This is a genomic window from bacterium (assembly GCA_020444065.1).
Lineage (GTDB): Bacteria > Sumerlaeota > Sumerlaeia > SLMS01 > JAHLLQ01 > JAHLLQ01.
The window spans coordinates 1-21381 of sequence record JAHLLQ010000010.1; the positions used below are offsets into that span (position 1 = coordinate 1).

The 21381-nt window shown below is 58.9% G+C and carries 18 protein-coding genes; 14 read left to right on the top strand and 4 right to left on the bottom strand.

The features are described from left to right. The first annotated feature begins 221 nt into the window (after positions 1–221). The 3 genes from KQI84_18125 to KQI84_18135 all read left to right on the top strand — a co-directional run bounded on the left by KQI84_18125 (position 222) and on the right by KQI84_18135 (position 1763). Positions 222–524, top strand: coding sequence for a hypothetical protein (locus KQI84_18125; protein MCB2156799.1), 303 nt, complete (start codon positions 222–224; stop codon positions 522–524). After that, complete coding sequence (locus KQI84_18130; GenBank protein MCB2156800.1) at positions 517–723, top strand: hypothetical protein; 207 nt, start codon at positions 517–519, stop codon at positions 721–723. The genes KQI84_18125 and KQI84_18130 overlap by 8 nt, the downstream gene beginning before the upstream one ends. A gap of 767 nt (positions 724–1490) precedes the next feature. Next, entirely contained in the window at positions 1491–1763 is a 273-nt protein-coding gene (locus KQI84_18135) for a hypothetical protein (GenBank protein ID MCB2156801.1), read from the top strand. 773 nt (positions 1764–2536) lie between these two features. Here the strand turns inward: KQI84_18135 and KQI84_18140 are convergent. The 3 genes from KQI84_18140 to KQI84_18150 are packed head-to-tail and all read right to left on the bottom strand — an operon-like array spanning position 2537 to position 8824. After that, on the bottom strand, positions 2537–4180 hold the full coding sequence (locus KQI84_18140; GenBank protein MCB2156802.1) for a cation:proton antiporter: 1644 nt from the start codon (positions 4178–4180) through the stop codon (positions 2537–2539). 33 nt (positions 4181–4213) lie between these two features. After that, entirely contained in the window at positions 4214–7471 is a 3258-nt protein-coding gene (locus tag KQI84_18145; GenBank protein ID MCB2156803.1) for an efflux RND transporter permease subunit, read from the bottom strand. Between the two features lie 30 nt (positions 7472–7501). After that, positions 7502–8824 carry an efflux RND transporter periplasmic adaptor subunit gene (locus tag KQI84_18150; protein MCB2156804.1) on the bottom strand — a complete coding sequence of 441 codons (1323 nt, stop codon included), beginning with the start codon at positions 8822–8824 and terminating at the stop codon, positions 7502–7504. Between the two features lie 294 nt (positions 8825–9118). Here KQI84_18150 and KQI84_18155 point away from each other — a divergent pair, with 294 nt between their 5' ends. The 6 genes from KQI84_18155 to KQI84_18180 all read left to right on the top strand — a co-directional run bounded on the left by KQI84_18155 (position 9119) and on the right by KQI84_18180 (position 14844). Beyond that, positions 9119–10258 (top strand): HD domain-containing protein, encoded by a 1140-nt coding sequence (locus KQI84_18155; protein MCB2156805.1) that lies wholly within the window; start codon positions 9119–9121, stop codon positions 10256–10258. Positions 10259–10320: 62 nt separating this feature from the next. Next, positions 10321–10761, top strand: coding sequence for a PilZ domain-containing protein (locus KQI84_18160; protein MCB2156806.1), 441 nt, complete (start codon positions 10321–10323; stop codon positions 10759–10761). A 33-nt stretch (positions 10762–10794) separates the two neighbouring features. Beyond that, positions 10795–11766: a metallophosphoesterase gene (locus KQI84_18165; GenBank protein ID MCB2156807.1), complete on the top strand. Its 972-nt coding sequence runs from the start codon at positions 10795–10797 to the stop codon at positions 11764–11766. Positions 11767–11942: 176 nt separating this feature from the next. Beyond that, positions 11943–12851, top strand: coding sequence for a sce7726 family protein (locus KQI84_18170; GenBank protein MCB2156808.1), 909 nt, complete (start codon positions 11943–11945; stop codon positions 12849–12851). A 5-nt stretch (positions 12852–12856) separates the two neighbouring features. Then, complete coding sequence (locus tag KQI84_18175) at positions 12857–13816, top strand: sce7725 family protein (GenBank protein MCB2156809.1); 960 nt, start codon at positions 12857–12859, stop codon at positions 13814–13816. A gap of 44 nt (positions 13817–13860) precedes the next feature. Next, on the top strand, positions 13861–14844 hold the full coding sequence (locus KQI84_18180) for an RES domain-containing protein (protein MCB2156810.1): 984 nt from the start codon (positions 13861–13863) through the stop codon (positions 14842–14844). Between the two features lie 92 nt (positions 14845–14936). Here KQI84_18180 and KQI84_18185 read toward each other — a convergent pair whose 3' ends face one another. Next, a complete protein-coding gene (locus KQI84_18185) occupies positions 14937–15722 on the bottom strand; it encodes a hypothetical protein (GenBank protein ID MCB2156811.1) in 786 nt (261 codons plus the stop codon). 463 nt (positions 15723–16185) lie between these two features. On the opposite strand from KQI84_18185, the gene lpxD reads away from it, so the two are divergent. Genes lpxD through KQI84_18210 form a run of 5 tightly spaced genes read left to right on the top strand, consistent with a single transcriptional unit; the run spans position 16186 to position 21305 of the window. Next, a complete protein-coding gene (gene lpxD / locus KQI84_18190) occupies positions 16186–17163 on the top strand; it encodes a UDP-3-O-(3-hydroxymyristoyl)glucosamine N-acyltransferase (GenBank protein MCB2156812.1) in 978 nt (325 codons plus the stop codon). A gap of 7 nt (positions 17164–17170) precedes the next feature. Continuing rightward, positions 17171–17596 carry a molybdenum cofactor biosynthesis protein MoaE gene (locus tag KQI84_18195; GenBank protein MCB2156813.1) on the top strand — a complete coding sequence of 142 codons (426 nt, stop codon included), beginning with the start codon at positions 17171–17173 and terminating at the stop codon, positions 17594–17596. A gap of 46 nt (positions 17597–17642) precedes the next feature. Then, positions 17643–18275 (top strand): redoxin domain-containing protein, encoded by a 633-nt coding sequence (locus tag KQI84_18200; GenBank protein ID MCB2156814.1) that lies wholly within the window; start codon positions 17643–17645, stop codon positions 18273–18275. A 16-nt stretch (positions 18276–18291) separates the two neighbouring features. Next, complete coding sequence (locus KQI84_18205; protein ID MCB2156815.1) at positions 18292–20586, top strand: adenylate/guanylate cyclase domain-containing protein; 2295 nt, start codon at positions 18292–18294, stop codon at positions 20584–20586. Positions 20587–20600: 14 nt separating this feature from the next. After that, positions 20601–21305 (top strand): hypothetical protein, encoded by a 705-nt coding sequence (locus tag KQI84_18210; protein ID MCB2156816.1) that lies wholly within the window; start codon positions 20601–20603, stop codon positions 21303–21305. Positions 21306–21381 lie beyond the last annotated feature (76 nt).

A 21381-nucleotide genomic window follows, 5' to 3' on the forward strand; every position in this document is an offset into this window, starting at 1 on the left:
CTCCGCACTCCACCGATGCAGTCACTTCAAGACGTGTGCCTCGTGGGACGGTTACGAAAAAACAGGTGGCTGTCCTCCGTTTTCCACTGACGACTATGAACGACTAGGTCCAGCCTTTCTTCCTGTGTACATCATTCGAGGGATGGTGGGCAGTGATGGGAATGTGATCGAGCGCATGGGTGGGATAATCAGCGGAAATAATCCAATGGAACGCGACGCGGATGCGGCCGGACATCGAGAATACCTTAGGAGGTGTTGGGGGCGATGAATACTCGACTTCGGATTTTGACTATCCTTATGCTTTTGGTGGGCACAGGCTTGATCTACACTTCCTGCAGTTCCCCGGTGCACAGCCTGAGAGTCCAAAACCAGCTGGGTTCCACGGTGTTATTGAAGTGGATTCCGGATTCAAGCAGGGAACCAAGATGGACGGCTTCGATACCCCACTACTCGACCGCCGAAATCGCTATCCCTCACTGGACAAGCAGAACCGCCAAGGATCGAGAATCATGGTTAATGCATGACTTTACGATTCGTTTGGAATGCGATGGCGAAGTCACATCGAAGCACTTCGAGAGAGGTTCGATGTTTCCAATGGCAGAGGGGGGAGATCACGACTTCGCTTTTGATGGTGCGTTGTTTCTTGTGGTGTCTTCAGACGGCCTCTGCTTCGTCTTTCAGCCCAACAAGATTCGCCAGACCGATGCGACAATTGTCGATTAGAGCGGCTTCCTCTTCTGCCTCCCACAAAGGCCGCCGGGAGGGGCCCGAATCTGCTTATGATTGTGACCATGTTCCGAAAGTGGAGCAATTGATATGCGCGGCCACACCGACCCTCTGGATTCGATGTTCTTCAGGTTCGATATCGAGGAGCGGATTCCGGCAGACCATCCATTGCGCCAGGTGAGACGGCGGGCGGGTGGTGACAATACACAAAACGGGGCAGATATGTATCAAGAGATCAGGTTCGATGGATACGACTTCATGTATCGACGAGTTGACCTTCCGGGCGGGACTTGGCTCGACTGCAACTGACGATCGAACATCGGCGACTACTGATTGGCACACGTGCGGAAATCCTGAGGACTCTTTGTGATAGCAGCGCTGTTAGCGTCCTACGAACCAGAATGGCACTAAGTTAGTGCCGCTCTCCTTCTGTGGCGATATCCGAGCGTCTTCTCGCGTTCGGTTCTCTCGCGGAAGACGTGTCGGGACTTGGTAAGGCAGTCGTATCCCATATTTCTATGTTTGACAGCACGCGGTTCGCGGCGGCCTGGGCGCGAAGGAATTGGACACTGTGCGATACATCGCAGGAGTTCTCCATAGAGTCGCTTTCGCTCTTTGCTCTTCCGCGCGGTCGCCAGCAGGGGTGCCATAGGGAAATTGAGGGACGGGAAATTGAGGGACAGCCACCTGGTTTTCTCCCCGCAATTCCCTTTCGCCTTGCTCCTTGCTACAATCGGGCGCTTCCTGAATTCACTATGGCTCGAATGGCACGCGCAATTGCCGTCGGATTTCCGTACCACCTGACGCATCGAGGCAAGCGGCGCGATCCGGTGTTCTTTCGCCAGGCGGATCGAACCGAATACCAGCGCATTCTCGGCGAGCGCGCCGAGCGTGAAGGCCTCGACGTGTGGGCCTCACGCACGGGCCGTCCGCTGGGCGACGAGGGCTTCGTCCGGCGGCTGGAGCGCCTGCTGGGCCGATCGCTGGCCCCCAAGAAACCGGGCCGGCCAAGAAAGAATTCAGTCGAGAGGGAATAGAAAAAACAGGTGGCCGTCCCCGGTTTTTCACCGGTTTTCCACCGCACAGTCCAGGCGGGCGGGTCAGTCTGAACGGTGCAGAGGCTGTTCCCGGCAAGACGGCGAACACGATACTGAGGATTTGCGAGATAGGATCAAGGGAGCAAGGGTGGTGAAAGGAATCAGTCGTATTGCGGGTCTCTGTCTGTTGATCGGATTACCTTTGCTCGTTGGATGTGCACCCAAGCTGGGTGTGAGGCTAATGGCTTCAGGGAAATATGGTCCTGTCGCTCAATTCAAGACCACGCACAGTACGTTCATGTCTGACGAGAGCTTTAATCGGCACGTGGCATTCCTACACGGTGGCCGAATCTATCTGGGAACCGCTCTCGCAAGGGAGTTCTGGCTCTCTCAACCCATGGAGGTAAGGTTGGGGGACGGCATCGAAATCCCGTTGCTCATTGATGAACCGCCGATCTATTGGAAAGAAAGAAATGGGGGAGTTTCGCAGGAGGATTGCGACTGCCTGTTTGTCATCTTCATTTCAGAGTTTCCGGATTCCGAGATTTCGTATCAGAGGACTGACCGGTTCTGTATGGGAGACTTCATCAAGAAATGAGGGCGCGACCCCACAATCCGATACTCTCTTCCGAGCCGTACTTCCTCTCTTGCCCGATCGATCGAGTTTGAGACTTCCTGTGTACAGAAGAAACCGTTCAGCGAGCAGACAAAAGGCGACTGTCCCTAGTTCCGCGAATATCGGCGGCGGGGTGGGTTACTGAGCCGCGGCGCGGTCAGGAATAAATCTCGACCAGTCGTTTTCCTAAACGTTGTCCAACTTCGACTTCTTCATCGAGCACGACGTCGGCGCCGGCTTGTTTGAGTGCCTCGGCGTAGGCGCTGAGGCGCGCTCGCGTGATGATGCGAATGGAGGGAGCGATCTTGCGAGCTTCCTGGATGATCTGAAGCGTGGTACGATGATCGGGAAGGGTGACAACAAGAACGCGCGCCTTTTCGATGTGGACGTGTTCGAGGACTTCCGCGTCGGTTGCGTCGCCGACTTCTGCGGCGAGGCCTTCTTTGCGGACATTCTCGATCGTTTCCGGGTTGAGCTCGAGAACGAGGACGGGTGCGCCGGTTCCTCGGAGCGCAGCGAGCGCCTGGCGGCCTGCGGGGCCGAGCCCGACGATGATGGCGTGATTCTGCAGCAGCATGTGGCCTTCCGCCGGCGCGGTGCCTTCTTCCTCGGGGGCGCTTGCGCCTTTGCGTGTGAGCTTCGCGGCGACAGGCAACGCAAAGGCGACGAGGAATGGGGTCAGCATCAAGGTCGCAACGGTGACGGCGGCGACGAGTTTGAACATCTCGGGCGAGATGACGTTCATCGAGTGTCCGATCCCGGCGAGGACGAATGAGAACTCGCCGACCTGTGCGAGGCAGAGGCCGGTTGCGATGGCATAGTGCGGCGTCAGGCCGATGAATCGAACAACGCCGGTCACGATGACGGCCTTGATGACGAGGACGCCGGCGACTGTGGCGATCACGAGAGGCAAGTGGTCGGCGATCCAGCGCAGGTCCGCAAGCATTCCGATAGAAGCGAAGAAGACGGTGACGAAGATCGTCTTGAGGGGCTTCACATCGGTGCGGAGTTGCATTGCGAAGGGCGATTCGGCGAGCACCATTCCGGCGATGAATGCGCCGAGGGCGGGGGAGAGCTTTGCGGCGTGAAAGACCCATGCGGCGCCAAAGCACATGAGCGTCGCGAAAAGGATGGGGAGTTCGCGATTGCGAGTCATGACGGCGGCGCGCAATGCGCCGGGCAGAACGCGTTGGCCGAGCAGGTGGAAGAGTCCGATCAGTCCGGCGGCCAAACCGAGTGCCTTTCCTGCGGTCCAGAGCGTATCGAGCAACGTGCCCGATCCTCCAAGTGCGGAAACAAGCAGAACGAGGGGGACGAGCGCGAGGTCCTGGAAGAGAAGAATGCCGAGGGATGCGCGGCCGTGAACGGCTTCGAGTTCGGCGCGATCGCCAAGCATGCGAAGGACGCCTGCGGTGCTGCTGGGGGATGCCATGGCTCCGATCGCAACGGCGGCGGCAAGCCCGACGCCCATGCCGAGGCACAGGATGGTGGCGATGAGAATCGTCAATCCGATCTGGAGTGAACCACCAAGGAGCGCGAGGCGACCGTGGGCGCGTAAACGGCGCCAGGAGAATTCAAGGCCGATGGAGAAGAGCAGCAGCGCAACGCCGAGCTCGGCCATGGACGTGACGCCGTGCGAGCCTTCAATGAGTTTGAACGCGCCGGGGCCAAGCAGGATGCCCGCCGCCAGGTAGCCAAGCAGCGCGCTCAGGCGAATGCGCTCGAAGAGGACGCCCAGGAACGTCGCCGCCCCGATGAGCATCAGGAAGTCCAACAGCATTTTCCAGAAATCGATTTCCATTGGACGCCCTCAAGACGCCAGCAAGGAGAGCCGTTACCAGTCGCGCGATTCGGCTTTGTCGTCGTCGGTTTCTTCGTCGCCTTCGGCCTGGTAGTGTGTGAAGCCCTTTGAGTGGGGCAGATATTGGCCGAAGTTCCCATACATCCACTCGGTGACGTCGAAGACGATTGAGAGCAGCGCGGGGATGAAGAGCAACATGACGAATGCTGCGAGCATCAAGCCACCGAACATGACCATGCCCAGGCCGCGGTAGAGTTCGCTGCCGGCGCCGGGTGTCAGAATCAGCGGCAGGAGCGCGAACGTCGTGGTGAACGTTGTCATCAGCACGGGGCGAATGCGGGTCATTGTGGCGTGTACGATGGCTTCGTGGCGTTCGCGTCCTTCGCGCATGAAGTTGAGCGATTGCTCGACGATGAGAATTGGGTTGTTGACGATACTACCGAGCAAGATGACAAAGCCCAGCATCGTCAGAACATCCAACGATTGAATCGAGCCCGGGGAGACCACGCCGAGGTACAGATTCAGCAGTTTTAGTCCGATTACTCCGCCGGTCAGACCGATGGGCACGGCGAAGATGATGACGAGGGGATAGCCCCAGTGTTTGAAGATCAGGGTGAGTGTGAGATAGACCAGAACGATGGCGAGCAGGAAATCCTGCGAGAGTTTCTCGCGAATCTTGGTCAGCTTATCCGTCGACCCACCGATACGGACTTCGTAGCCGGGGGGAACGGCGCCTTCCTCCTTAAGGCCACCAATCAGTTCATTCTCGATCTTGTCGATCGCTTCCTCGAGGGAGATGTCCGTCGGGGGAACAATCTGCACGGTGACGGCGCGGCGCTGGTCGACGCGGCGGATCTGTTCAGGCACGAATGTGAAGTCCACACTTGCAATCGTCGAGATGGGAACGGCGTCACCGGTACCGGTCACGACGCGAAGTGAGTCAAAGTTCGCGAGTGTTTCGAGAGCGCCGAGGGTCGAGTAGATATACAGGTCCATCTTGTCGCCCCGGGCGAAGTAATCGTCCGCGTAGGCTCCATCGCCGAGAACCCATGCGCCGTAGCCGATTGCGGTCGCGGAGACGTCGAGTTCGGCAGCCCGCTCCCATTTTGGTCGAATCACGAGCTGAGGCTGGCCGACTTCGATGCCGGGATCCGGGCGTGGCTGGGCTCCGGGCAGGACCTCGCTGGTCTTCAAGTAGGCCTGCAGAGCGATGAAGGTCAGCGTTGGAACATCCGTCCCCAGAATGTCGACATCGATCCCGCGAGAGCCGGCAATATCGTTCGCAAACAATGAGCGCTGCGTAGCAAATGGAATGACGCCGGGCACCTGTCCCACCTGGCGCGTGATCAAGGCGGGCACCTCACCTGCCAGGTTCGCATCCTTCGCGCGGGTGAAGACGAACATGTTGCTGCCAAAAGCGACAAAAAAGAAGTCTTTGATCGGCGGCGCATCGATGCGTCCCGCCTCGTAGTCCTCCACGCTGGCATCCACGTAGGGCTGGAACCTCTCGTGGAGTTTGTCGCCGATGCTCTCCATGACATCCAGGTTGTAGCCCTGGGGCGGAATGATCATGCCGAAGATCGAGTTCTGATTTCCTTCGGGAAGGTACTCGGTCTTTGGCAGCAATACAAAGATCAGCAATGCGGCGAGGCCGATGACGATTCCAACGGCAGCCAGCCGGCGCACGAAGCCGTTCATGAGCCAATGTAGGATCTTCTCGATTTCATTGTAGACCCAAATGGCCGCGGGCAGCAGGCCGAAGAGGTTGAATGCAGCGCCCTTCAGTCCATGGTCCGGATGTTCCGGAATATGGCGCAGCAGGTGCGCGGACAGGCATGGAATCACGAGGATGGAAATAATCAGTGCGAGCGCGTTTGCGAAGATAATCGCGAAGGCGAGGTCGCGGAAGATCTGTCCGGCCTCGTCTTGCAGCGTGAGGATGGGCGCGAACACCACGACGTTTGTGAGCACGGAGGAGAAAATGGCGGTCCAGACTTCGCGCGTTCCGTCGTAGGCGGCAGCGAAGGATTCCTTCGGCATCGTTCGATGACGATAGATGTTCTCCAACACAACAATCGATGCGTCGAGAATGGCTCCGATCGAGAATGCGAGCCCGGCGAGGGAGATGACGTTGATCGTACGCCCGGCCATGCTGAGAAGGAAGAAGGAGCCCATCAGCGTGATTGGAATCGCGAGGCCGAGCACTAGCGTGGAGCGAATGTGACGGAGGAAGATAAGCAGCGTGAAGAAGGCGAGAATGCCGCCGATGATTAAGTTGGTGCGCACCATCGCGAGCGCGTCGACGACGTACTCTGTGTCGTCCGTTACCTGCGTGATGTAGAGGCCCTTCTCTTGCAGCGCGTTCTCGTTCAAGTCGTCGACGGTTGCCTTCACGACTTCCATCAGATCGAGGAGATTGCTGCCCGCCTCGCGCCGTACACCGAAGGCAAGTGCCTTCTCTCCATTGTGCCGGATCAACGAACTCCGCTCGCCTTGTCCAACGCGAGCGTAGCCGATGTCCCGCAGGTAGACGGGCGTGCCGTCTTGAATTGAGACGATTGTGTTTTCTACTTCGGCTGCATCGTCGTATCGGCCCAGGGTCCGAACGTTGTAACGGCGCTTGCCTTCCTCCAGCGATCCGCCGGAGACGTCGCGATTGCGATCGCGGATGGCGTTACGGACGGCGGCGATGGAGATGCCGCGGTCGGCGAGCTTGATCGGATCGATGTAGACTTGCATCTGCTTCGCGTCGCCGCCGAACACGCCCATGACGGACGCCACGCCGGGGATGCGCTCGAAGCGTGTCTTCACATTGTCGTCAGCATAATCCCAGAGCTCGGCGGGTTCCACATCGCTGCCGGGCAGGGCACGAATGCTGAACCAGGCCACCGGCTGATCGCTTGCACTCGAGGTGCTCAACGCCGGCTCATCCACGTTTTCCGGATAGGACGAAACCTGGGCCAACGCATTATTCACCAGGATCAGGTTTTCTTCTTTGCTGGAACCGACGGAGAACTCGAGGGTGATTTCCGCCACGCTGAAGGAAGCGGAGCTGGTCATCTTCTTCAGGTTCGGAAGGCCGCGCAGGAACTCTTCCTGCTCGATCAGAATTTCCTGTTCCACATCCTGGGGTGTGGCACCGGGATAGACCGTGCGAACCGTAATGGCCGGGGTCGTCACATCCGGGATCAACTGCACGGGCATCGTGAACAGCGACAGGAACCCGAACAGCACCATGGTGATACAAAGAACCGCCACGGCGATTCCGTTGTGAATGAAATAGCGAATCATCGGTGGCCGTTCTCCAGACGGTCGGGGAACTTACTCACGGGTTGCCTTGCGGGCTTCGTTTTGCAGCGTATCGAGTGCCCGGGACTCGGAGACGAAGGTGTTCAGAAGCAGGAGTTGGCCGGGCTGCAACCTCTCGTTGCCGCGAATCACGACCTGGTCGCCATCCTTGAGATCGCCGAAGACTTCCACGGCCTCGCCGAAGTAACGGCCCGTGGTCACACTCACCGCCTCCGCAATCGGATCGCCCTGCTCATTGTAGCCGACCTTGTAGACGATCGGGTTCGGGGCCATCGGCACGATGGCGTCTTTGTGCACAATGACGCTCTGCTCACCGGGAGCAGGGGGCTGGAATTCCAGACGTGCCAGCATGCCGGCGGCGAGGCGGTGCTGCGGGTTGGAAACGTCGATCTTCACGGGGAAGGCGCGGCTGCGCGGGCTGGCCTTCGGAACGCGGGCGGTCACTTTGCCTTCGAAGGTTTCGCTCGGGTATGCGTCGAAGACGATCTCGACGGGCATCCCCATGGTGACGTTGTGGAAGTGGGTCTCGGGGACGTCGACGACGACGCGGACTGTGTCGTCGGCTTCGAGATCGAAGAGAGCCTCACCGGAGGAGAGCCACGCGCCGACGTCGGTGTATTTCTTCGTAATCACGCCGGCGAAGGGCGCGCGGATTGTGGCGCGGTCGAGTCGATCGCGCGCGAGGTCCGCGGCGGCTTTGGTAGAGGCGGCTTCGGCGCGGGCCTTTGCAAGCTCCTGGCTGCGGGGGCCGGCTTCGGCGCGATCCAGGGAAGCCTTCTCAAGATCCCTCTGTGCGCGGCGGGATTCCCAATTTTCGCGGGCAACGTCGTATTCGCCCTCGCTGATCGTGCCGTCGGCGAAGAGTTGCTTGGATCGGGTGTAATCACGCTCGGCCATTTCGGCGCGGACCTTGGCCTCTTCGTACTGGGCGCGGGCGATGGCAAGATCCTCGGCGCGGGTGCCGGCTTCGAGCTCTGCGAGGGCCTGGGCATCGGCCTGGGCGTCCGCTTCGGCTTCCTGGACGGCAAACTCGAGGGGCGCGAGGCGATGGCGGGCGAGGGACTGGCCCTCGGTGACCCGATCGCCTTCGTCGACGAGCAACTCGTCCAGGATGCCGCCGATTTCGCTGCCGATGGTGGCGGCGCGTATGGGCTCGACGTTGCCCGTCAAGCGAATGGGCTGGGCAAATGCGCCGGATTCAACGCGAGTTGTGGTGACCGGAGCGGGTCCGCGGCCGGGCTGTGCTGCAATATGGGCAACAAGAAATATTGTGGCCGCCAGCGCCAGCGCTGGATTATTCAGCACTCGACGGGCCGAAGACGTGATTCGACTCATGGGGGTCCTCAATGGCGAAAGGGGTATTTTTCGATACAGGTTCCAGAGAATGTGAACCGTAGATGCACCTGATCTCCCCGAATTCTAGACAATCCCGGGAGAAACCCTTCAGGCGAGCATGGCCTGTGCCACCGGGGCAAGCGGGACGGTTCGGTTTTCGTGAGGGGGCGGGCGCAAATGCCGGCTGGAAGCCGGCGGTCCCAGGAGGAGGGGGGGAACCTCTTGATTGACGGCCGGTTCGGGGTGGAGTTGATTGGCGGGCTGGACGGAAGTTTGAAAACTGGAAGGCGAATCATGGCGAATAATGGCACTGCACAATCCGGCGGATCGACGTTGCCGCGGATGAAATGCTCGGAAGTGACCCCGGGCGATCGGGTGGAATCGGTCTACTTGCTGTCCTCGGCGGATCAGCGGGCGAAGAAGAATGGGGATCCGTTCTTTTCGCTGACGATGCGGGATTCGACGGGAACGCTGAATGGGGTGATGTGGGATAATCACGCGGACCTGGTGGCCGGGAAGGTGAAGTCGGACGATTTCGTCGTCGTGCAAGGTCATGCCTCGGAGTATAATGGGGCCGTTCAGGTGACGGTCCAGCGGCTGCAGAAGGTGGATGACAACCAGGTAGAGGTGGCGGATTTCCTGGCCGTGAGTCCACGTCCGCGGGCCGAGATGGAACGCGAGTTGGATGCACTGATCGAGAGTGTGGTGCAGCCGGATTGCCGTCGCTTGCTGGATGTGATGTTCGGCAGCGCGACGCTGCGCGAGCTGTATTGTACGGCTCCGGCGGCGGCACGCATCCACCAGGCGTATATCCACGGGTTGCTGGAGCATACGCTGAACGTCGTGCGCAATGCGCTGGAACTGGCGGAGCGGTACGGCGATTACGATCGGGATTTGCTGGTGGCGGCGGGGTTGCTGCACGACGTGGGCAAGATTCGCGAGTACGATTGGCGTCGCAGCATTACGTACACGGATGACGGCCGCCTGGTTGGGCACATTCCGATCGGCGCGATCATGGTGGACGGGTATATCCGCGATCTGAAGAAGACGCCGGAGGGCTTCTCGGATCACTATCGCCGGCATATTCTGCACCTGATCCTGAGCCATCATGGGAAGATGGAGTTCGGTTCGCCGGTGATTCCAAAGACGAAGGAAGCGTTTATCCTGCACTACGCGGATTACAACGATGCGTTCCTGACGAGCTTCAACGATGCGGTGCGCGGGGCGCAGGAATCGGGCGAGCCGTGGACGCCGTACAACCGGATGTTCGAGACGTTCCTGTTCTCGGGGGCTTCGTCGCCGAGTCCACCGTCGCCGCGTCCGTCACTGCCGCCGGAAGTTCCGGCGTCGGCGCAGATGGAGCTGGACCCCCGTGAAATGTCGGGCAGCGCACGCGGGAACCTTGACGATCCGTCCAGCGAGAAGATAGACTAGAAGGCGCAATGGCATCTCCATGGGATGGAGAGCCTGGATTCCCGTATTGAGGATGGATTTGGATGAACGAGACGGATACCGGGAATGGTAATCGGCGCAGAGCTGAACGATTGGGGTTCGTTTCGCCGTGCCGGCTTGATTTGAACTCGCCCGCGTGGGCCCGGATTCCCGAACCGCTGTCGGGAAAGACGGAAAACGTGACGGCACACGGCGCGAAAGTGTGCTTCAACGATTTCGAACGGCACCGCTATGAGCGGTGGGCGAACTCGATCGAGTCGGGCACGTACCTTGGCGTCAACATTCGCATTCCGCACGGAGCCGTGCCGCTGGAATTGCCCGGGCAGGTTGTGTGGGTGAATTTCCGCGGCGAACCGGGTGCAGTGGAGGGGAAGCTGTACGCGGGGATTTTGCTTTCGGTCATGAAGCCTTCGGTTCTGAAGGAACTGCACGAATTGTTGTACGCGATCTCGACGGGGAGCTACGACGGCCAGGAATTCGAATGATTCTTGCAAGTGTCTCTCCCCGGAGACGTTGGAATGAACGAATCATCCCGGCCGATTTCTTCCAGTTGGCGACAAGGTTGGCGCGCAGCCGCATATCGGATTGCTTCGCGTGTGAAGGTGCACGTGGCGGGCAAGCCGCACCTGCGCCGACATGCGGGTCGTGCGCTCAAGGGGTTGGGCGCGGGCGTGGCATACGCGACGCTGGTGGAACCGCGCTGGATTGAAACCACCCACATTGAAATCGATGTCAGAGGCCTGCCCGAGGAGCTGGATGGGTACCGCATTGTCCAACTGACGGACGTGCATTTCAACATGGTGTCCGGGCGCCGTTTCCTGGAGCGCATTGTCGAGAAGTCGAATGCGCTCGACGCGGATCTGTGCGTGCTGACGGGGGACTTTGTGACGCACGATGCGTCGAAGTTGTCCGAGTGCCTTGGGATTTTGAGCGAACTGCGCGCGGCGGATGGGTTGATTGCAACACGCGGAAATCATGATTACGAAACGCCGCTGGAGCGCATGCGCGGGCTGTGCGAAGAGAACGGGATTCAGTTGTTGGAAAACGAGCATGCGGCGATTCTGGCGAATCGGCATCGCAATTCGAATGGGAACGGTTTTCCGCATCATCATGCGCGCGTGCAAACGCCGCTTGTTGTCGGCGGGGTAGGGGATATGTGGGAAGGAATCGCGGATGTGTCGGCGGCCTTCGAGGGCGCGCCGCGCGGTCCGCGGATCTTGTTATCGCACAATCCGCAAGTGGCAGAAGTGGTTCCGGCCGGGATGGAAGTGGTTCTGCAGCTTTCGGGTCACACGCACGGCGGCCAGATCCGTCCATTCAATCGCCCGCTGCGAATCTTGTCGGATGGGACGGAGAAATATATTTCGGGCCTGGTCAAAGGCCCGCACGTCCCGGTCTACATCAGCCGCGGGGTGGGAACGAGCGCTTTGTACTTCCGCTGGAACTGCCGGCCGGAGATTGTGCTGGCGACGTTGCACGTGCCGAGGTAGGGGGGCTGGACTTTCCTTGGGCAAGGAGTAGGGACATTGTTACGTTGAGAGATTCTGAAGCCTGTCGAAGCCCCTCTCGCAAACGTCTTTTAGGGCTTGAAGCTCCTCGGCGGCAGAAGCGATTGTTGAATTGTGGATGTACCATGAGACGCAATTATGACTGGGATGTTTGTGCGATGCTGGTTGACCAGTCACAAGGCATTGACAAGACACGGCTTGCAGCGATTTCCGCGCTATTCAGCGCGGGAGTTTTGCGCAGATTGATGCAGCCCAGCCCAAATGAAGGCCTTTGTCGGCTCGTCCAGCAATCAGGCCTTTCCTCAGCGCTTGGACCCGATGCGCCTCTGGCCGATTTCCTCGAGGCGGCTCATAGAGTTCTTGAGAGGCCCGCCTATCGAAATGAATACACCTACAAATCCGCTATCACACAGAAGCTGCTTCTGGGTCGCCACTCCTTGAAAACGGCTACTCTGTTGAGCGAGTTTCGAGTCCGAAATTCCGTGGCAGACCTAGTAATATTGAATGGTACATCGACGGTCTACGAGATAAAATCTGAACGTGATTCCTTAGACAGATTGTCGGGACAGTTGAGAGATTACCAGGAGGTCTTCGCCAACACCTACGTTGTCACCGGCCCCTCACGAAGAAATCAAGTGTTGGAATTGCTCCCCTGTGGCGTCGGACTCCTAATACTCACTGAAAGAGGCACCCTCTCACGAGCGCGCGCTGCGATCTGCGGAGCAGCCAGCATCAATCCAAGGACTATCTTCGATTCCATCCGAACGCAAGAAGCAATGGAAGTGCTTCGAATGTGCGGGAGGCCGGTGCCTGATTTGCCAAATACGAGAATACGATCGGCGCTTGCAGAGGCCTTTACGGACATAGAGCCTATCGAATTGCATCGGGCTGTTGTTTCCGTTATGCGCAAGACGCGAAGTTCGGAGTCTCTGAGAGAGGTCCTCTCCCGCCTGCCTCGTTCCTTACATGCTTTCGCGCTTTCCGTGAGAATGCGTAGACAGGACAAGACGCGGCTACTCCAGGCAATGAAATTGCCGCTGAAGGAATATCTGAAGAGGAGACTGTAATGGGTATCTACTACCCGTACTACCGAGGGAAGCAGTTCGAACTGAGCTCAATCCGCGAATGCGCCGAGATTATGGCCACCTGTGGATTCGTTCCCATTATCGAGCCCGTACGAGAATCCACCAGGGCGCTAGAGCGGACACTGCGAGCCGTTGCCGATTTTGGGGGACAAGCGATCGTTATCTTGAATCCAGTGCATGGGGAGCGAATGGATGATCAGGAATCCACTCTTCGCCTCCTGCGTTCAATAGATACCAGAAGCGGTGGACTCGTGGTTTGTGGATTCCTGCTCACTGGCGACACGGCACTGGATCACATAGAGGAACTCGTTCGATCTGCACGTGATTTGCCAATCGCGTTTATTCACTATGGTTTTGGGTCTCCCATGGAGTTGTCAGGACTAATAAACAGAATCGCACCAGGCTCTATTCAGATCTTCGAGGATCAGCATTGTGGAATGCTGTATCGGAGACATTTCCGAGACAAGGAAATCAGAGTTCTTCTGCATGATGGCTTCGTGAGGCGCCAGCGAAATAGCGATTATCCTCCAAGAGACTTCTTTTCAGAACTGCATCTTACATATCCCGACCAAGGAGCCACGGGCTTTGGGGACTTCTTGATCGTCGGAGATGAATACTCGGATGGCGGCGGGCCAGCCTATGCGGTGACAATTCACATTTCATACATTGACCGGACTCAGGAAGACCAGATGTATGTATCCCACTTCATGTCTCATCGTCGGGATGACCCGACAGATCCGGCAGGGAAATTCGCCGAGGCCTTGCATGAGTTGATGTCTGAATTGGATAGACCCAATTGCCAAATCTACGACACAGAAGCCATGAGAGAATTTCGAGACCTACACACAAGGGGCCACTTCCCCGGACTTGGTTATGTCAAGAAGCTCTCAATGAACCACCATGTCCAGACACTTGCCGGATTCTTTAGAGGGGGCACCACGCGATGAAGTGCTGCCCAAATTGCATCGGGGACACTTGGATTGAGGAGGAGATGTCGTACATCTGGTCGGAGCAAATGGACAAATGCGACTACTGCGATAGAGAGAATGTCCGGGTTTTTGATCCCATTCTGATGCGGAATTGCTTTGAGTTGGTTCTTTCGGCCTACCGGAAAGACAATGGCGGAAGACCGATTCTCGAACTGCTCATGGATGACTGGGCTCTGTTTCCCCAACTCCCACCCGATAGAGCGACGGCATTGCTCACCGAAGTCCTGGATGATCAAGCGATTGGGGTTGATACGTACATACCGCGGGATTCGTTCTCATCGAATAAGATTGAGGCGTGGGAAGAATTGAAGGTCGAACTCAAACATAGAAATCGCTTCTTTCCAGCCTCTCGTATGGACCACGATAGGCTCCGGAATTTACTAGACTTTCTAATTCTGCAAGACAGTCATCCGTCACGAACATGGTTTCGCGCGCGGCTGCAGGCTGGTACTGCTGCCTACTCCGAGTCAGAGATGGGTGCACCACCAGAGGATACAGCATCGCATGGCCGTGCCAATCCGGCGGGAATTCCATACCTTTATCTGGCTTCAGAACCCGAGACTGCGCTTTCTGAGATTCGTCCCCATGTGGGAGACTTGGCAACGGTTGCCAATGTGGCACTGAGAAAGAGACTCAAGATAGTCGATCTTCGTCATCCTCGGAAGACGGTTTCTCCACTCTCGGTGACAGATGAATCGGAGGTCGCGCAGTTGAGAGTGGATATCGGCTTTTTGGAGAAACTCGGAGAGGAATTATCACGGCCTGTCCTCCCGAATGTGGCTGCTATCGACTACATTCCTACGCAGTATCTCTGCGAGTTGATCAAGACGTTCCATTTCGATGGCGTGATGTATGCCAGTTCTGTTGGAGAAGGTGACAACTTAGCCCTTTTTGAGCCTGAAGCTGCTGTCTCGGAGATCAACAATCCAAAGACATACCAAGTAATCCGCGTGTCCGTTGATGCATCGCCAGTCTCATCTTTGTAGGGGGACTCCTTCAATAAGGCAGATGACCAGACAGGCAGATATGTGCTCCAACATCTATCGGCATCTCCAGTGGCAGTGAATTAATCCAGCTGTTACCGGCATGTTCCAGCCGATTCGGACAGATTCTCAATCAGTCCAATCAATTCCAAAGTTGAACACAGAACTCCAATGGCGGCATCAGGGGGGGCGCCTTGTTTGTCCCATTGTTTGAGGGGGGCGGTTTCGGTGGCGGTGAGGAGTTGGAGGGCCTCGGCGCGGGTTTCTGGATTTATCATTTCCGGCGGGGCGGTTTCGAGGACCTGGCGCGTGAGGCGGGTGAGGCGGATCATGCGGTGGAGTGGGAATTTGGTGCGGCGGGTGGCGTTGTCGACGTCGATGCGCATCCAGTCGCCGGCGGGTTGAATGACGATGTTCTCGAGATCGAGGTTGCGTGTGTAGAAGCCTTCGCGTTCGAGCATGGTGACGGTGCCGAGGACTCGGACGAGTTCGGTGAGGCAGTTGTCGCCGGGGCCGGTTTTGTTAATGACGTTGGCGAGGCCGGTGCCGGGTAGGAAGGGCATGATCTCAATGACCCAGTCGTGCGATCGGTCGGGGAGCAGTCCGAGCGCAAGGAACGGGCAAAGCGGAAAGTCGGGATTGGCGGCGCGCTCGCGGTCGATGGCTTTGGCCAGGTCGGTGAGGACTTCGACGCGGTCTTTGGGGTCGCGGAATTGCGCGAGCTTGAGTGCGACTTTGCCGGTGATATCGGAGTCGGTCTGCCAGGTGATGCCGAGAGCTTTTTTCCAATCGCCGCGGAGTTCGGTTTCGTAGACGGCGCCGACATTGCCGACGGCGATCATGTTCGGGGCGTGGAGGATGTCGCCGAGTTCGCCAACCATGGCGGTGACTTCGTTTGCGAGGCGACGTTTTTTGGCGCTGCGCGAGTTGTTGTAACGCACGGTGGCGTAGGCGGCCCCGACGAGGATGATAACGACGACGGCGAAGAGCAGCGGAAGGGGTGGCAAGGCCGGGCTCCGTTTGTTGGAATGGGGTGAGCATCCACCACGGACCGGAAGGCGCGCAAGCCTTCATGAATGGCGAGGGCCCGCGGGGAGACCAATGGGATCGACATGGGTTTTTGTGGGGGGGGGGGGAGGGAAAGTTATTAGTGGCTAGTGATTAGTGACTAGTGGCTGGTGGCGAGCGCGGGGGAGCTGGGGTTGTACGCTTCTGTTGACGGTCACCGGCGGGGGGCGGTTCTTTGGGGGCGCTGGATTTGAACTCTTCGCAGGTACGGATTCGATGCGCAAAAACGACAAGCCGATATTGCTCTCCGAGCTGTGTAGCCGGGTGAATGTTCCGATGCCGGAGGGCCGGCCGGATCGAGAGATTACGGGAATTACGACGTTGGATCTGGCGGGGCCGACGGAGGCCTCGTTTGTGATCCGGAGGAAGCTGGTGCCGCGGGCGCTGGAGTCGGAGGCGGGGGTGATTCTGGTGCCGCCGAGCCTGCGGATAGATGATGAGCGGGCGGTGACGGTGCCGGAGGTATGGGCCGGGGTGCTGGTGCTGCTGGAGCATTTCTATCCGGCGCTGCCGCCGGAGGCCGTCGTTCATCCGACGGCGATCGTGCCGGAGTCGACGACGCTGGGCGACCAGGTGAGCATCGGGCCGTATTGTGTGCTGGAGGAGAACGTGACGATCGGCGCTCGGACGCGGATCGGGGCGTTCAATTCGATCGGCCGCGATGTGTCGATCGGGGCGGATTGCCGTCTGCACGATCGGGTGACGCTGGCGATCGATACGCAAGTCGGCGATCGGGTGATTTTGCATTCGGGCGTAGTGATCGGCGCTGATGGCTTCAAGTACGAGGTGATCGGCGGCCGGTTGCTGAAGGTGCCGCAGGTCGGTAACGTGGTTATCGAGGATGATGTGGAGATCGGGGCGAACTCGACGGTGGATCGGGCGAGTTTTGCGACAACGCGGATCGGCGCCCGGACGAAGATCGACAACATGGCTCACATCGGTCACAATGTGGAGGTCGGGTCGGATTGCCTGATCGTGGCGCAGGTTGGCGTGGGCGGTTCGTCGAAGATCGGTCGCGGCGTGATCATTGGCGGACACGCGGGGATCGCTGACAATACGGAGATCGGCGACGGTTCGAAGATCGCGGCGATGGCGGGGCTTCACGGCAAGATCCCACCGCGGTCGGTTCTGGCGGGTGCGCCAGCGATGGACGCGAATGTGTGGCGGAAGATGGCAGCGATTAATCGCAAGTTGCCGGAGGTGTGGCCGAAGCTGCGTCGCATCGCGGACGATCTGAACGAAAACCACGACTAGAGGCTGTATGGAAGACTTTGTCGCGATTACGACGGGGACGCTGAGTCTGGATGCGGTGGTGGAAGCCATCGGGCACCAGGCGCTGGCGGAGGCTCCGCCTGGCTCGGACCGGGAGGCGGGTGCGCTGGTGACGTTTTCGGGCATCGTGCGCGAGACCGAAGGCGATCGGAAGATTCCAAGCCTGCAGTATGAGCACTATCCGCGCATGGCAGAGAAGGAAATGGGCCGTTTGGTGGAACGCGCGCGCGAGAAGTGGGAGCTGCGTCGCGTGGCGATGGTTCATCGCGTGGGAGAGGTCCCGGTGGGCGAGTCGTCGATTGTTGTGGCGGTGAGCGCCGGCCATCGTCCGGAAGCGTTCGAGGCTGCACGGTTCCTGATCGATGAGTTGAAGAAGAGTGTGCCGATTTGGAAGAAAGCACTGGCGAGTGATTAGTGGCTAGTGGCGAGTAAGAGCAGAAGAGTGCTGGTGGTGTTCTCTGATGATTCGTTGGGTTTACGGTGTTCTGGTGGCTGGGCTGCTGGCGGGGTGTGGTCCGCTGGTGAGCGATCCGGATGCGCTTCCGGAGCGGTCGGGGCCGCCTGTGGTGGGGGTGGATGCGCGGAATTTGCGGACGGAGTTGCGACGCACGCCGGTGGCGGTGGGCGATGAGGTTCCGTTTCTTATACTAACGGATCAGCTTGGAAATGATGTGTCGACGGTGGAACTGACGACGAGTCAGGATACGGTGATGATTTTCCTACCGCCGATGGATTCGCCGGCAGTGCGTCCGGCGGTGCAGTGGGTTCGCCAGAATCGCGATCTGGTTAAGACGCGTGGGGCGGAGGTTGTGCTGGTGACACCGACGCCGCCGGAGGTGAACGGGCCGCTGGCGAAGGCAGAGGATTTGCACGTTGCGGTGCTGTCGGATCCGAGCGGTTGGGGGGCGCGTGCTTTCGGGTTGGCGCATCGCAGTTCGACGTCGGGCGTGAATCGTCCGTGGACGGTGATCGCGGGGCGCGAAGGGCGCGTGTACGCGGCGCAATCGGGATTGATGGAGGTGACGGAGGTCATCCAGACGCTGGCCGTTCGCCCGACGGGCGAAGACGGCGGCGTGTTCGACTTGATCAAATGAACCCGAGAAACGATCGATGACTGCGACGGGCGACGGGCAGGTCCCGCAAGAGGGATCGGGCGCAGAGTCGACAGCGCGTGTGTCGACGGAAGCGACCGGCCCGACGGGCAAGCGACGTCGCGGTCCGAGCGGAACGGGTCGGCGCAACTTGTGGGTGACGTTGCTGCTCGGATTGTTTCCCGCGGTGTTCTTGTCTCTTGTTCCGATTCCAATTCTCGAGCAGGCGGAGTGGGCAACGTATGATGTGCGCCTTCGGCTGCGAGACGCGATTCAACCACAACCGATTTCAGAGAAGCTGGTGCTTGTCGGGCTAAATGAGAAAGACAGCGCCGACATGGGCGATGAGATTGCGTCGCGCGAGGCGTACATTCGGCTGCTTGGGAACCTGCACGAATGGGGCGCGGAGATGGTTGTGTTCGATATCTTCTTCGAACGCACAAAGGATCACGACGATATTCTCTCCTGGCGCATGAATGAACTGCCGACGGTGTTGGCTTACCGGATCGATACGAATTTCGCTCCGGGGCTGCCACCGGGCGAGCCGCCGGAAGAGTTGGCGGAGTTGTTGCCGCTGGCAGAGAAGGGGACGGACGCTGCGGAGTTGGAGGCTTTGTTTGTCCATTCGCTGGCGGAGTACGAGGGGCAGTTGGCGCAGTATCGTCAGCAGGCGATGCAGTCGGCGGAGCCAATGTCTCCGGAAGAAGAGGAGGCTCTGGCGTTGCGGCTGACGTGGACGCGCGCGATTCGCCGGTTGCTGGCGGAGCGTTGGATGGAGCTGTCGATCGGGCGTCCGTTTGAGTCGCAGCCGGGTGCGAATCCGATTGAGGCCGCGTCGCCGATCATGGTGTCGCCGACATTGCTGACGACGCCAAACGGAATGGGCATCGCAAATATCGAGAAGAGCGAAGGCGCCGTGGTGCGTTCGATTCCGCTCGTGTTCGCGTTCCGCAATATGTTGTACCCGAATCTGGATCTGGCGGCGTTGTGCGAGCATTACGGTACCCGGTTTCGCGATGTGGAGATCGATTGGGGCGAGGCGATTACGATTCATCCGACGCGCAACGCAGAAGAGCCGGTGCGGATCCCGATCGATGATCGCGGATATTATCTGGTGAACTACCGCCAGGGTGAGGACTTTCTGCAGCGGCCATCGAACCCGAGTCTGTTGCTGGGGATGGGGTACTTTCCGGAGGAAGCGGCGAACCGCCACATTCGGGAACGGATGAAGAACGCGATTGTCTTCGTTGGCGAGTTGGTTGCCGGTGGGCGCGAGACGGACGTGGAGCCGATTCCGTTGCAGCCGGCGTTTCCGATGGTGGGTGTGCACGTGAATGTCGTGGACAATGTGCTGCGCGGAGATTACGTGCGGCGAACGCCGGTGTGGTTCGACTGGTTGTTACTGATGGTTCTGGGTGCGGGGGCAGGCGTGTTGTTCTTCCGTTCGCCATTCCGTGTGGCGGTGCGCGTGACAGTATTGGGCGTTGTGTTCTACCTTGCGGCGGCGGTGCTTCTGTTCGGTACGGCCGGGTGGGTTCTGCCGATTGCACGTCCCGTGTTGGCAGCAATGTTCTGGACGGTTTTCCTGTTCGCTTACATCGTCGGTGTGGCGGAACGAGATCGTCGGTTGGTGCGCGACGTGTTCCTGCGGTCGGTTTCGCCGCGCATCGGCGAGGAAATCCTGAAGAACTACGACAACGAGGCGATCTGGGGCTCGAATCGAGAGCTGACGGTCTTGTTTGTCGATATTCGTGGCTACACGACGTTGAGCGAGCGGCACGATCCGGAGGTTGTGCTGGGGATTCTCGACGGGTTTTACGACACGGTATCGGAAATTGTCTTTCGCCACGAGGGCCAAGTGAACAAGTTCATAGGCGACGCGGTGATGGCGCTGTTCGGAGCGATTCCCGAGGAACCGCCGAATCACGCAGAGCGGGCTTTGCGCGCGGCGATCGAGATTCAGAAGGCAATGAGCGCGTTCGGCGAGAGGGATGATTTGCGGGCGCAAGGAATCGAGTTGGCGACGGGCGCCGGCATCAATACGGGGGAAGCGGTTGCGGGTCTGGTCGGTCGGCGCAAGATTCGCATCGAGTTCACAGCAATCGGCGACGTTGTGAATCTGTCTTCCCGGTTGCAGGGACTTGCCACGACGAACGAGATCGTTGCGGGCTCGCAAACAATGGAGATTCTGGGCGGGCCGGATGCGGCGATTTTTGGCGATCTGAATTGCCAGGTTGAACAGACTGAAGGCGTATACGTGAAGGGGAAGTCGGAAGAGCAGGTTGTGTATAAGATTCGAGTGATGAGTTCCTGAAAGGACCAATTCCGATGAAGTACTCTCGGGCGTTTTTACTGATGATCCTGGTGGCGGCGATGTTCGCGACAACGGGATGCAAGCACGCCGTGACGTTCGAGCGTCATGTGCCTTACCAGGCGCCAGATTACTACGATGCGCCACTGATCGTGGTCGTTCCGAACGACATCGACGAGGTGCAGTATTCGGCGCGGCTTGGGCTGTTTCCAGAGCCGAAGTCGTTTAAGATTTTCTACGGCCAGGCTCTGAAGGAAGAGACGGCGGCGCGGTTTGCGCGCATGTACAATCGCATCGTCATCATCGACGAGATGATGTACGAAGAGGCGACGGACCCGGTCACGGCTTCCATCCAGGGAACCGAATTGAACATGGGCACGTACGACTACGAGTTCGACAGCGCGTCGGAAATCGATGCCGATCTGCTGAAGATTCTACAGAGTCCGGACGGGTATCTGCTGCGGTATCGATCGATCGATTTCTATATGGAGGACAAGAAGACGATCCTGTCCGTGAATGCGGAATTCACGGATCGGTTCACGGGCCAGACGCTGTTCGAGGGGCGGATCTCGGGCGCAGGCGATTCGATTATCGAATATAACGCGATCGGAAATCTGAAGCAGGAACTGAAGCGTTCGACGATCGGGGCCTGCACGGCAGTGCTGGTGCGATTAAGTCGAACGATGGTCGACGGTATCGAGGGTCCGCAGTACCGCGGATAGGGCTCGGCAATCCTGGCATTTGAATGGCTTTACAGACCCTTGCGGGGCACGCGCACCGGCGCATTGCCCCGCGACG

What these genes read in the sequence shown, in the direction of transcription:
- KQI84_18125 (MCB2156799.1), top strand. Translation starts at nt 222, where the DNA reads ATGCGGCCGGACATCGAGAATACCTTAGGAGGTGTTGGGGGCGATGAA.
- KQI84_18130 (MCB2156800.1), top strand. Translation starts at nt 517, where the DNA reads ATGCATGACTTTACGATTCGTTTGGAATGCGATGGCGAAGTCACATCG.
- KQI84_18135 (MCB2156801.1), top strand. Translation starts at nt 1,491, where the DNA reads ATGGCACGCGCAATTGCCGTCGGATTTCCGTACCACCTGACGCATCGA.
- KQI84_18140 (MCB2156802.1), bottom strand. Translation starts at nt 4,180, where the DNA reads ATGGAAATCGATTTCTGGAAAATGCTGTTGGACTTCCTGATGCTCATC.
- KQI84_18145 (MCB2156803.1), bottom strand. Translation starts at nt 7,471, where the DNA reads ATGATTCGCTATTTCATTCACAACGGAATCGCCGTGGCGGTTCTTTGT.
- KQI84_18150 (MCB2156804.1), bottom strand. Translation starts at nt 8,824, where the DNA reads ATGAGTCGAATCACGTCTTCGGCCCGTCGAGTGCTGAATAATCCAGCG.
- KQI84_18155 (MCB2156805.1), top strand. Translation starts at nt 9,119, where the DNA reads ATGGCGAATAATGGCACTGCACAATCCGGCGGATCGACGTTGCCGCGG.
- KQI84_18160 (MCB2156806.1), top strand. Translation starts at nt 10,321, where the DNA reads ATGAACGAGACGGATACCGGGAATGGTAATCGGCGCAGAGCTGAACGA.
- KQI84_18165 (MCB2156807.1), top strand. Translation starts at nt 10,795, where the DNA reads ATGAACGAATCATCCCGGCCGATTTCTTCCAGTTGGCGACAAGGTTGG.
- KQI84_18170 (MCB2156808.1), top strand. Translation starts at nt 11,943, where the DNA reads ATGCTGGTTGACCAGTCACAAGGCATTGACAAGACACGGCTTGCAGCG.
- KQI84_18180 (MCB2156810.1), top strand. Translation starts at nt 13,861, where the DNA reads ATGTCGTACATCTGGTCGGAGCAAATGGACAAATGCGACTACTGCGAT.
- KQI84_18185 (MCB2156811.1), bottom strand. Translation starts at nt 15,722, where the DNA reads ATGGTTGGCGAACTCGGCGACATCCTCCACGCCCCGAACATGATCGCC.
- lpxD (MCB2156812.1), top strand. Translation starts at nt 16,186, where the DNA reads ATGCCGGAGGGCCGGCCGGATCGAGAGATTACGGGAATTACGACGTTG.
- KQI84_18195 (MCB2156813.1), top strand. Translation starts at nt 17,171, where the DNA reads ATGGAAGACTTTGTCGCGATTACGACGGGGACGCTGAGTCTGGATGCG.
- KQI84_18200 (MCB2156814.1), top strand. Translation starts at nt 17,643, where the DNA reads ATGATTCGTTGGGTTTACGGTGTTCTGGTGGCTGGGCTGCTGGCGGGG.
- KQI84_18205 (MCB2156815.1), top strand. Translation starts at nt 18,292, where the DNA reads ATGACTGCGACGGGCGACGGGCAGGTCCCGCAAGAGGGATCGGGCGCA.
- KQI84_18210 (MCB2156816.1), top strand. Translation starts at nt 20,601, where the DNA reads ATGAAGTACTCTCGGGCGTTTTTACTGATGATCCTGGTGGCGGCGATG.